Origin of the sequence: Nocardia sp. NPDC057455 (assembly GCF_042802775.1) — a bacterium.
Lineage (GTDB): Bacteria > Actinomycetota > Actinomycetes > Mycobacteriales > Mycobacteriaceae > Nocardia.
Window position 1 is genome coordinate 63,966 of record NZ_JBHVDM010000031.1, and the last position, 10,923, is coordinate 74,888.

10 protein-coding genes are annotated in these 10,923 nt (G+C 69.9%); 8 read left to right on the forward strand and 2 right to left on the reverse strand.

What is annotated here, in order from left to right; all coding sequences use genetic code 11:
• Positions 1 to 70 precede the first annotated feature (70 nt).
• On the forward strand, positions 71 to 3,367 hold the full coding sequence (locus ACFU5M_RS15370; RefSeq protein WP_379049107.1) for a 3'-5' exonuclease: 3,297 nt from the start codon (positions 71 to 73) through the stop codon (positions 3,365 to 3,367).
• Here the strand turns inward: ACFU5M_RS15370 and ACFU5M_RS15375 are convergent.
• Positions 3,321 to 3,734 (reverse strand): hypothetical protein, encoded by a 414-nt coding sequence (locus tag ACFU5M_RS15375; protein ID WP_379049096.1) that lies wholly within the window; start codon positions 3,732 to 3,734, stop codon positions 3,321 to 3,323. The two genes, ACFU5M_RS15370 and ACFU5M_RS15375, sit on opposite strands and share 47 nt — an antisense overlap.
• Before the next feature lie 224 nt (positions 3,735 to 3,958).
• Here ACFU5M_RS15375 and ACFU5M_RS15380 point away from each other — a divergent pair, with 224 nt between their 5' ends.
• Positions 3,959 to 5,017: a potassium channel family protein gene (locus ACFU5M_RS15380; RefSeq protein ID WP_379049097.1), complete on the forward strand. Its 1,059-nt coding sequence runs from the start codon at positions 3,959 to 3,961 to the stop codon at positions 5,015 to 5,017.
• A 47-nt stretch (positions 5,018 to 5,064) separates the two neighbouring features.
• Positions 5,065 to 5,970: an NAD(+) diphosphatase gene (nudC, locus tag ACFU5M_RS15385; RefSeq protein WP_379049098.1), complete on the forward strand. Its 906-nt coding sequence runs from the start codon at positions 5,065 to 5,067 to the stop codon at positions 5,968 to 5,970.
• A gap of 40 nt (positions 5,971 to 6,010) precedes the next feature.
• On the opposite strand, the gene ACFU5M_RS15390 is transcribed toward nudC, so the two are convergent.
• Positions 6,011 to 6,241, reverse strand: coding sequence for a mycoredoxin (locus ACFU5M_RS15390; protein ID WP_086007524.1), 231 nt, complete (start codon positions 6,239 to 6,241; stop codon positions 6,011 to 6,013).
• A gap of 267 nt (positions 6,242 to 6,508) precedes the next feature.
• Here ACFU5M_RS15390 and ACFU5M_RS15395 point away from each other — a divergent pair, with 267 nt between their 5' ends.
• The 5 genes from ACFU5M_RS15395 to ACFU5M_RS15415 all read left to right on the forward strand — a co-directional run bounded on the left by ACFU5M_RS15395 (position 6,509) and on the right by ACFU5M_RS15415 (position 10,709).
• Positions 6,509 to 6,988, forward strand: coding sequence for an EVE domain-containing protein (locus ACFU5M_RS15395; RefSeq protein WP_379049099.1), 480 nt, complete (start codon positions 6,509 to 6,511; stop codon positions 6,986 to 6,988).
• Between the two features lie 9 nt (positions 6,989 to 6,997).
• Complete coding sequence (locus ACFU5M_RS15400; protein WP_379049100.1) at positions 6,998 to 7,462, forward strand: MarR family winged helix-turn-helix transcriptional regulator; 465 nt, start codon at positions 6,998 to 7,000, stop codon at positions 7,460 to 7,462.
• 188 nt (positions 7,463 to 7,650) lie between these two features.
• Positions 7,651 to 9,798 (forward strand): ATP-dependent DNA helicase UvrD2, encoded by a 2,148-nt coding sequence (locus ACFU5M_RS15405; protein WP_379049108.1) that lies wholly within the window; start codon positions 7,651 to 7,653, stop codon positions 9,796 to 9,798.
• A gap of 112 nt (positions 9,799 to 9,910) precedes the next feature.
• Positions 9,911 to 10,249: a hypothetical protein gene (locus ACFU5M_RS15410; protein ID WP_379049101.1), complete on the forward strand. Its 339-nt coding sequence runs from the start codon at positions 9,911 to 9,913 to the stop codon at positions 10,247 to 10,249.
• Between the two features lie 136 nt (positions 10,250 to 10,385).
• Positions 10,386 to 10,709, forward strand: a complete 324-nt coding sequence (locus ACFU5M_RS15415) for a WhiB family transcriptional regulator (protein ID WP_379049102.1) — start codon at positions 10,386 to 10,388, stop codon at positions 10,707 to 10,709.
• Positions 10,710 to 10,923 lie beyond the last annotated feature (214 nt).

Consider the following 10,923-nt stretch of genomic DNA (forward strand, 5'->3'; position numbering starts at 1 on the left):
AGATTCGCACGGTATCGTCGGGGAGCCGGAAGCGCCGGCCGGAAGCGTCTTCGCGGGCGAGCCGCACGGCATCGTCGGGGAGCCGGACGCACCGTCGGCAAGCGTCTTCGCGCGCGAGCCGCACGACATCGTCCACCGCGCGGAGACGCCGACCTCGAGCACTCCCGAACGCGCCGGTGCGCACGAGCCGCATAACGATGCGTCCACCCGCGACCTGTGGGCGTCGCCCCACCGCGCTCTCGATCCGGCCGACGACCGGCTTGCGCAGGGCGGCGGTGCACCGCAGTCCGGCGAGGCCGAGCGTGTTCCGGATCGATTGCCGGACAACGGGTTCTCGCCGACTGCCGCGGCCCGGCCCGGCGACTCCGCGCAGGGCATGCCGCGCGTCGACGCGATGAGTGCAGGGAAACCGCGGTTCGCGGGTGCGCACGACCCGCACGCCGCGCCTGGGCGCCGGGACCAGCGTTCGCGACCGCACGACGCGCAGCGCCTCGCCGTGACCGCGGTGGGCGATCCGATGCAGTCGATCTACGGTTGGCGTGGCGCGTCGGCGGCGAATCTGCCCCGGTTCGCCACCGATTTCCCCAGTGCGCCGGGTGTGCCCGCCCCCACGCTGGCGTTGCTGACCAGCTGGCGTAATCCACCGGAAGCGCTGGCGCTGGCCAATCTGGTGGCGGAACCGTTGCGGCGCAAGGCGATCGAGGGCGGCGGAGTCACTGTCGACGCGTTGCGCGCCAAACCCGACGCCGGGCCGGGCGTGGTGGCGCTGGCGTTGACCGACACCGTCGCCGCCGAACGTGACTGGATGGCCGAGCGGATCGCGGCGGAGTGGGCCGCCCGGCACGCGGCGCAGCAGCAGCCGCCCACGTCGGCGGTACTGGTGCGGCGCAACGCCGATGCCGCGCCGCTCGCGGAAGCGCTTCGCGCGCAAGGACTCCCGGTGGAAATCGTCGGCCTCGGCGGCTTGCTCGCCACGCCGGAGGTCGCCGACATCGTCGCCACCTTGCGGTTGATCGCCGAACCGGGCTCGGGCAGCGCCGCCATGCGCGTGCTGACCGGCGCGCGCTGGCGCATCGGCGTCGCCGATATCGCCGCGCTCAACCGCCGCGCCGGAAACCTGTCCATCCGGCGTCCCGGCTCACGAAGCCCGGCCGAGATCGCCGACGGCGCCGCACTGGACGAGGCATTGCGCGAAGTGGCGCCGGAACCCACCGAACAGGCCGGGCTGGCCGACGCGATCGCCGACCCAGGCCCGCCGGAGCAGTACTCGTCCGCCGGGTTCGCTCGTATCGAGGCACTGGGCCGGGAACTCGCCGCGTTGCGCGAACGCAGCGGTCAGCCGTTGGCGGAATTGGTCGCCGACGTCGAGCGCACCATCGGCGTCGGTGTGGAGACCCAGACACGACGAGCCATGGCAGGTACCGGTGCCGGACGCGAACATCTGGACGCGTTCGCCGAAGTGGTCGCCGGGTACGCCGCGGACACCGGCGCCTCGCTCGGCGGGCTGCTCGCGTTCCTCGCCGCCGCGGAGGAGGTCGAGAACGGACTGGAGCCGGGCGAGGTCGAAGTAGCCAAGGACCGGGTGCAGGTGCTGACCGTGCACGCGGCGAAGGGCCTGGAATGGGAGATCGTGGCGGTCCCGCACGTGGTGGAGGGCGTGTTCCCGTCCAAAGTCGGTTCCGGTACGTGGTTGGGCGCGCTGGCGGAGCTGCCGACGTCACTGCGGGGTGACCGTCAGCAGGACGACGCGGCCGAGGGCGTGCCCGTGCTCGATCTCACCGACCTGTACGACCGTGCGGACCTCGACCGCGCCATCAAAGCGCACAAGCAGGCGCTGGAGCGCCGCCGGATCGATGAGGAACGCCGCCTGTTCTATGTCGCGCTCACCAGAACCGAACGCGTACTGCTTGTTTCGGCCCACCACTGGGCGGAGACCGGCAGTTCCCCGAAAGGCCCCTCGGATTTCCTGCTCGAGCTGAAGCACGCGCACCGGGAACCGGGAAGCCCGGCCTACGACCTCTTGACGATCGACCGCTGGGACGACCCGCCCGCGGCCGACGCCGTCAACCCGTTCACCGACAACCCGGCGACCGCCGAGTGGCCACGCGACCCGCTCAGCACCCGCCGCGACCCCATCGAACAGGGCGCCGCGCTGGTTCGCGCCGCTCTGGCCGACCTGCGCGCCCGGCCCGCCGAGCACCGTGGCCCGGTCGCGCCCGATACCGGTACGGGGCGCGGTGCCGGTTCCGGTCGAGCCGATCCGCGTGCCCGTCCTGCCGATGCCGAGCGTCGTGGCCCCGATGCGTCCGGCACCTTCGCTCGCAGCGTCGGCTACGACCGTTCCGAGGTTGCTCCGCCGCCGGATGACGAGCCCGATTTCGCGGACGAACCGTTCTACTACCCACCCGACGACGCGTACCCTCCGGACGAGTTCGCGGATGATTTCGAAATCATCGCAAGCGAATACGCCGACCCCTACGCAGATATCGAACCGTATTTCGGCACGGCGCCGGACCCGGTGGAGGAGTACCTGTCCGCCGGCGAACCGGCGTTCGCCGCGACCGGTTTCGCTCCGCCCCCGCCGGAGGACCCGTACCGGCCCGAGCACGCCCAGCCCGCGCCGGACCCGGACGATCCCGAAGGCTGGGCCGCCGACGTCGACGCCCTGCTGGCCGAACACCAGGCGGCCGAGGTCGCCGCCGAGGAGGTCGAGCTACCCGGCCAGATCGCGGCGACCGCCTTGGTCGAGCTGCGCGCCGACCCGGCGAGACTCGCCGCCCGCCTGCGTCGCCCGTTGCCCTACCCGCCGAATCCGCTGGCGCGTCGCGGTACCGCCTTCCACGCCTGGGTGCAACGGTGGTTCGGCTCTACCCGCCTGCTCGGTCTGGACGAACTGCCCGGTGCGGCCGACAGCGGCGCGGCCGATGCGGGCCTGGACGCCGAGCTGACCGCGATGCAGGAGGCGTTCATGAACTCGCGGTGGGCCGATCGCAGTCCGATCGAGGTGGAGATTCCGTTCGAGACCTCGATCGCGGGCACCGTGATCCGCGGCCGGATGGACGCGGTGTTCGCCGAACCGGGCGGGCGCTGGACCGTGGTCGACTGGAAGACCGGCGCCGAGCCCAGCGCCGCCGAGGAACCGGCGGTCGCCATGCAGCTGGCTGTCTATCGCCTGGCCTGGGCGCGACTCATGGCCGCGCGGGAGGGACGGCCCGAGCACGAGATGCTGGACCGGGTCGGCGCCGCGTTCCACTACGTACGCACCGGTCGTACCATCGCGCCGGTGAACCTGGCCGGTCCGGAGGAACTGGCCGAGTTGATCAGGAACGCCGCGCCCGCCGGCTCACCACCAGCGCCTGAGCGATGAGCGGAATCTGCAACGGCAGCCGCAGCGCCGAGCCGATCTTGATCAGCCGCGACGCCTTCTCGCTGGCCAGCATGTCCGCGGTGAACTGCACGTTGGCCGGGAGCACCGCGATGAACAGCAGCGCCGCCACGCGTCCGCCGAAGCTGCGGGTGCGCGGGATCGCGAGCGCGGCGGCGACGCCGATCTCGGCCACACCGGAAGCGTAGGTGTAGTCGCGAGCGCGGCCGGGCAGGAAGCGCGGCACGATCGAATCGAAAGGATTCGGCCAGACGAAATGCAGTACCCCGGCGCCGAACAGCAGGGCGGCCAGAGCCAGCGCAGGCCGTCGCCCGCCGTCGGACACGGATGTCAGCGTGTTTTCAGCCATGAGGAACCTTTGCATCTACGCTGCCGAGCGCCGAGCCCGGGGCGCTTCGAGGCGAACCCCGATGGCCCCTCCTCGAACGGCGCGCCACGACCCACCCGCGAGCCACAAAGGGGCCGCGAACACCCAGCGCCGCAGGCGCTGGAAAAACAAACACAGTAGGCTCCCCGCTGTGCCGGAGGGACGAGGAGTACCGGGGATGACCGACACTGGCGACGAGATGACGGATGTGTCCGGTGTTCGGTGAGCGAGCGCGCGGACTGTCCGGCCGCCCCGATTTCGCCTTGGTCGGTGTGCTGCGCATCCCGGAAGTGCAGACCAGTCCGTGGATTTCGCTGACCAGACGGGTGCTGTTCGCGACCGCGCTGCTCTTCCTGGCCGCGCTGGTGGTGTATATCGGGCGCGACGGCTACCACGACAACTCGGCCAACGAACTGTCGTTCCTGGACGCGTTCTACTACGCGACGGTGTCGCTGTCGACCACCGGATACGGCGACATCCATCCGGTGACGCCCGAGGCGCGGCTGGCGAACATCATCATCATCACCCCGCTGCGCATCCTGTTCCTGATCGTCCTGGTCGGGACCACGCTCAGCGTGCTGACCGAACGGTCTCGGCAGGCTTTCAAGATTCAGCGATGGAGGCACACCGTGCGCAATCACACCGTGGTCGTCGGATACGGCACGAAGGGGCGGACCGCGATCGACGCCATGCTCGGCGACGGGGTGCAGCCCGCCGACATCGTCGTGGTCGACACCGACGTGGTCGCTTTGGAGGCGGCCGCGAACGCCGGGCTGGTCACGGTGCACGGCTCGGCCACCCAGTCCGACGTGCTGCGGCTGGCCGGTGCGCAGAACGCGGAGTCGGTGGTCGTCGCCACCAATCGGGACGACACCGCCGTGCTGGTCACCTTGACCGCCCGGGAGCTGAACAAGGCCGCCAAGATCGTGGTGTCGATCCGGGAGGCGGAGAACACCCATCTGGTGCGGCAGTCCGGCGCGAACTCGGTGGTGGTGTCCTCGGAGACCGCGGGCCGGTTGCTCGGCATCGCGACGACCACGCCCACGGTCGTGGAGATGATGGAAGACCTGCTCACCCCGGAGGAGGGCTTCGCCGTCGCCGAACGCGAGGTGGAGCCGTCCGAGATCGGCGGGTCGCCACGGCATCTCAGCGATATCGTCCTCGGCGTGGTGCGCAACGGGGTGCTCAACCGGGTCGGTGAGCCGGAAGTCGACGCGGTCGAGGCGGGCGACAAACTGCTGTACATCCGCCGGGCAGGCAAGTGACCCCCGGCGATGACCGGGCGGTAGCTCGGGCGCGATAGTCTCGAACCGTGCCGGCATTTCAGCTCAATGGTGTTCCGTTGCTGTCCCGTACCGTCATCGACCGGGCCGAGGAAATTCGAGGTGATGCCCAGGCCCTGAAGGAGGGCTGGGCCAACGCCAAACTCTTGCGGGTCAACCGTCGCGGGCAGGTGCGCTTCGAGGGGAACGTCCTGGTCCTGGACGCGGCCCTGGAGTTGTCCGCCGAGCCGAGTCCCGCCGCGGTGTTCCTGGGCGTCGAGGACGGCATCCATCTGTGGGCCGTGCGCGATCCCGAGCTGGCGGGCACGCTGACCGATCTGCGCGCGCTGGCCGGCGGCACCGTCGACGACCGCACCGCCGGACTGCTCTCCACCGCCATCGCGCTGCTGAACTGGCACGACAAGGCCGGGTTCCACGGCGCGGACGGCACGGCGACCATTGCGTCGAAGGCGGGATGGTCGCGCGTCACCGAGAGCGGTTACGAGGAGTTCCCGCGCATCGATCCGGCGGTGATCTGCCTGATTCACGACGGCGGCGACCGGGTGCTGCTCGCGCGCCAGCACAGCTGGCCGACATCGCTGTTCTCGCTGCTGGCCGGGTTCGTCGAGGCGGGTGAGTCGCTGGAACGCTGCGTGGAGCGCGAGATGCGTGAGGAAGTCGGTCTCGACGTGCGCGAGATCAGCTACCTGGGCAGCCAGCCGTGGCCGTTCCCGCGCTCGCTGATGCTCGGCTTCGCCGCGGTCGCCGATCCAGGACAGCCGCTGGTCTTCTCCGACGGCGAGATCGCCGAAGCCGACTGGTTCACCCGCGCGCAGGTGCGGGAAGCCCTGGCGGTGGGCGACTGGTCGAAGCGGGACGAGGGTGCCCGGTTACTGCTGCCCGGCTCCATCTCGATCGCGCGCACCATCATCGAATCCTGGGCCGCGATCGACTGACGCACCCGCGCGCGGGCCGATGCGACCCGCGCGCGGCCGATCAGGACAGTCCGGCGAGCACCTGCTTGACGGCGGCCAGCGACGGATTCGTCGCGGTCGAGCCGTCTGCGAATTTCACGGTGGGCACCACGTGGTTGCCCCCGTTCACGCTGCCGACGAACTCGGCCGAAGCGGGATCTTGCTCGATGTCGATCTCGACGTAGGTGATGCCAGCCTCGTCCAGCTGCTTCTTGAGCCTGCGGCAGTAGCCGCACCAGGTGGTCGAGTACATCGTCAGGGTGGCGTTCGCGTCAGTCACGGACACTGCAACGTCGGACGGTCGCTCACTGTTCCAACTCGAACTTCTCCTCGTCTTGCACTCCTTTTAGTATGCGCGCATACTAAAAGTCGCTGATCGCCCCCGCGTAGGCCTGCTCCAGTGCACCGCCTTCTTCGCCCGCTGGGCGGACATGGCCACCTGGCCGGGGAGAGCTGCCATGGTGGGCGAGCGTCAGCCGGAAGTACTCACAGAGATCCACACGAACGGAGGAGCGCCGACGTGAGAGTCCAGTTACCAGAAAATGGCGTCGACGGCGGCCCGGTCACGGGGTCGCGTACTCGATATTGGCTGGCGGTCGTGTCCCGGGAGCACGTCCGGCGCGGTGTCGAAATCGGAATAGCGCAGGCCGACCACGGCAAGCGCGCGGCCGTGGAGCGTATGCGGCCGGGCGACGGGCTGGTCTACTACTCGCCGCGCGAGGGAATGCGCGCCGGAGCGCCGGTGCGTTCGTTCACCGCGATCGGCACCGTCGACGACCGTCCGGCCTGGCAGGCCGACCCCGAGGACAGCGGCTGCTTCCGGCCGTGGCGCCGTTCGGTCAGCTACCGTGCCGGGGCGCGGGAGACCCCGATAGAGGAGTTGCGTGCCGATCTGGAATTCACCGGCGTGCCCAACTGGGGGATGGTCCTGCGTCGCGGCCTGATAGAACTCAGCCCGCACGACTACGCGCTGATCGCGCGGGCGATGACCGACGAGTGAGGGAGGCCGATGCAGGAGGCGGGGGACGGGAGGCTGCGCTCCGGATTCCACACGGCCGAGGAAAGCCCCGGCCTGTTGCTGTGGCAGGTGACCAATCGCTGGCAGGCGGCGCAGCGCGCGGCGCTCGCTCCGTTCGACCTGACCCACGTGCAGTTCGTGTTGCTCGCCGCGCTGACCTACCTCGCCGCGGGTCGCTCCGATCCGGTGCGTCAGCGTGACCTGGCCGAATACGCCGCCACCGACCCGATGATGACCTCTCAGGTGCTGCGCACGCTGGCACAGAAGGGTCTGCTGGAGCGCCGCGAGCACCCGAGCGATCGCCGGGCGAAGGCCCTGGTCGCCACCGAAGCCGGTGTGGCGCTGGTCAACCGGGCCATCGTCGCGGTCGAGGCGTGCGACGAGGAGTACTTCGCCCCGCTCGGCGCATCGGGCGGCGCCTTCCTCCGGTCCTTACAACTACTGCGCGACCGCTGATCGGTTGCTCGGCTGCCCATCTGCTCGGCGCTCGCCTGCGAGCCGGAGTCGTGGCGTACCACGCCTGTGAGCAAGCCGGGACCCGAGACCTTCCGCGCAGGAGAGCGGAATCGTCGGTGCGGTTGTCCGCGGTCACTTCGGTGCAGGCTCGGGGGACGCCCGCACGGTGGGTGTCGGTGGGCGCTGTCATGATGGACCGCGTGCCCGCTCTCGACCTCGCAGACCTCGATCCCGAGCAGGCAGCCGCCGTGCGTGCGCCGCGCGGTCCGGTCTGCGTGCTCGCGGGGGCGGGGACCGGCAAGACCAGGACCATCACCTATCGCATCGCGCATCTGATCGCGCAGGGGCACGTCAAGGCCGATCAGGTGCTGGCGGTGACCTTCACCGCACGGGCGGCGGGGGAGTTGCGCACCCGGCTGCGCGCACTCGGCCTCGGCGGCGAAGCGGCCCAGGTGCAGGCGCGGACGTTCCACGCGGCGGCGTTGCGGCAGCTGAAATATTTCTGGCCGCAGATCGTCGGTGATGTGGCGTGGCGGCTGATCGATGCCAAGTTCCCGATCGTCGCGCAGGCGGCGCACCGCGCCGGACTGTCCACGGCCACCGACAGCGTCCGTGACCTGCTGAGCGAAATCGAATGGGCGAAAGGCTCGCTCATCGCGCCGGAGGACTACGTGGCGGCGGTCGCCGCACAGCGGCGCGAGACGCCCTACGAGGCTTTGCGCGTCGCCGATGTCTACGTGGGCTACGAGAAGCTCAAGGCGACGCCGGACGGGCTGCTGCTCGACTTCGACGATTTGTTGCTGCACACGGCGGCGGCGCTGGAGGACTATCCGGCGGTGGCCGACGAATTCCGCGGTCGCTACCGCAGCTTCGTCGTGGACGAGTACCAGGACGTCACGCCCCTGCAACAACGCGTGCTCGACGCGTGGCTCGGCGAGCGCGACGACCTGACCGTCGTCGGCGACGCCAACCAGACGATCTACTCCTTCACCGGCGCCACGCCGAGCTACCTACTGGACTTCTCCCGCCGCTTCCCCGATGCCACGGTGGTCCGCCTGGAACGCGACTATCGCTCGACGCCCCAGGTGGTGTCGCTGGCCAATCGGGTGATCGGGGCGGCGCGCGGGCGCATCGCGGGCACCAGGCTGCAACTGATCGGCCAGCGCGCCGACGGACCAGAGCCCGTCTTCGCCGAGTACGACGACGCGCCCGCGGAGGCCGCGGCGGTGGCCGCGGCGATCGGCCGGCTGATCGAGGCGGGTACACCGGCCGCCGAGATCGCCGTGCTCTACCGGATCAACGCCCAGTCCGAGAGCTACGAGCAGGCGCTCACCGAGCGCGGCATCCCCTATCAGGTGCGCGGCGGCGAGGGTTTCTTCGCGCGTGCGGAGGTCAGGCAGGCCGTGCAGGCACTGCGCCAGGCCGCGTCCCGCGAAGATCTGCCCGACCAGGCGCGCAGCGGCAACGCCTTGGTCTCGCTGGTGCGTGCGGTGCTCGCCCCGCTCGGTCTCACCGCCACCGAGCCAGCGGGCGCGCAGGCGCGGGAACGCTGGTCCTCGCTGATCGCCCTGGTGCGCCTGACCGAGGAACTGGTCGGCCACGACGACCGGCTCGACCTGACCGGGCTGCTGCGCGAACTGGCGACCCGCGCCGAGGCCAGGCACCCACCCACGGTGCAGGGGGTCACGCTGGCCTCTCTGCATGCCGCCAAGGGCCTGGAGTGGGATGCGGTGTTCCTCGTCGGCCTGTCCGACGGCACCATGCCGATCGCGCACGTCCTCGCCGACAACGGCTCGGTCGCCGACGAGGCGGCGCTCGAGGAGGAGCGGCGACTGCTCTACGTCGGCGTCACCAGGGCGCGCGAACATCTGCGGCTGTCCTGGGCGCTGGCCAGGAACGAAGGCGGCAGGCGGACCAGGCGGCGATCGCGATTCCTCAACGGCCTCGTCCCCGACGATTCGCCCGCGTCCCGGATCGCGGCCCCGCCGCCGGCCTCCCACGGCGTCCGCCCGACCTGCCGGGTCTGCGCGAAACCGTTGATCGGCACGTACGCGACCATGCTCGGCCGTTGCCGTCGGTGCCCGGCCGAACTGGACGCCGAATTGCTTGCCGCGCTGCGGGACTGGCGCGCGGAGAAGGCGGAGGCGCTGCGGGTCCGGGAATTCGTCGTGTTCACCGACACCACACTCACCGCGATCGCCGAACAACTGCCCGCCGACGACGCCGCACTGGCCGCCATCGCGGGCATCGGCGCGAAGAAGATCGACCAGTTCGGGGCCGATGTGCTCGCGATCGTCGCGTCCCGGCTTCGATCCATGTCACAAAACCGCAGGTAGAAAATAGGTTGTCGTGCTCGAAGATCTTGCCTATGGTGTTTTTACGCACCGGGAGGGCATCTCGGCGCGCACAGTTAGCGACACACCACGAGTACAGGAGGGAGGCAGAGCAGTGGACAACATCATGAACTTCGGCGCCAGTGGCGTTGCGGTCTATGCGCCCATGGCGGCCTCCCGGGGGATCCTCGCCTTGCAGGGGATCGGTCTGTCCGGAATCGGTGCGTTCGGCACGTCGTGCAAGCAAGTGAATATCGCTGCGATGCACACGTCTATCCGTACCGAGATCCAGGGCAAGCCCAGCGCGGGCTGGCACCCGGCGGCTGCCGAGGCAGCAGTCGGTGTCTTCGCGGATGAAGCCGGTTTCGAGCCGGCGGACCCGCGGGCAGCACGCCTCCGCACCGCACACCCAGCGATCGTGATCAGGACTCGACACAGATGTCGACCTAGGTAGGGAACTCCTCCCCGACCTCCTGGCCACGGATCGCACGACAGCGAAACCGTGGCCAGTATTCTCCGGCCCTTCAGCCGACCGGCACCGGTTTCGCCACAACAAACGAACCGCTGCAAACGAGCTGAAGGAGAACGACGTGTTCACCGCACAGGGTTGGCCACAGGCCACTACTGACGTGACATGCCGGACCGTGGCGCCGACTACCCGGACCCAGGAGATCACCAAGGTCCTGCCCTGCCGTGCTGGAGATCCGGACCTCTGGTTCGCCGAGAGCCCGGTCCAGTTGGAGCAGGCCAAGGCGCTGTGCGCGACCTGCCCGATCCGCAAGGGCTGCCTGAGCGCCGCCATGGATCGTGGTGAGCCGTGGGGTGTTTGGGGCGGTGAGATCTTCGACCAGGGTGTCGTGATCGCCCGCAAGCGCCCCCGCGGCCGTCCGCGCAAGGTCGCGATCCCGGCATGAGCCGGGGAGTGTCTTCCCTCCCTCCGGTCGATGTGCTCGAATCGGTCGGTCCCGACACGGGCCGAGCCAACGAACGAGAAAGCAGACCAGCCGCCTACCGTCGTCCGGTAGGCGGCTGGGTCTGATTTGCAGCGCTGTGTTTGATTTGCAGCGCCTGCGGCGCTGCGTGTTCGCGGCCCCGGGGAGTCTCGCGTTCGAGCGACCGAGACTCGCG

What these genes read in the sequence shown, in the direction of transcription:
- ACFU5M_RS15375 (WP_379049096.1), bottom strand. Translation starts at nt 3,734, where the DNA reads ATGGCTGAAAACACGCTGACATCCGTGTCCGACGGCGGGCGACGGCCT.
- ACFU5M_RS15380 (WP_379049097.1), top strand. Translation starts at nt 3,959, where the DNA reads ATGTGTCCGGTGTTCGGTGAGCGAGCGCGCGGACTGTCCGGCCGCCCC.
- ACFU5M_RS15390 (WP_086007524.1), bottom strand. Translation starts at nt 6,241, where the DNA reads ATGTACTCGACCACCTGGTGCGGCTACTGCCGCAGGCTCAAGAAGCAG.
- ACFU5M_RS15400 (WP_379049100.1), top strand. Translation starts at nt 6,998, where the DNA reads ATGCAGGAGGCGGGGGACGGGAGGCTGCGCTCCGGATTCCACACGGCC.
- ACFU5M_RS15405 (WP_379049108.1), top strand. Translation starts at nt 7,651, where the DNA reads ATGATGGACCGCGTGCCCGCTCTCGACCTCGCAGACCTCGATCCCGAG.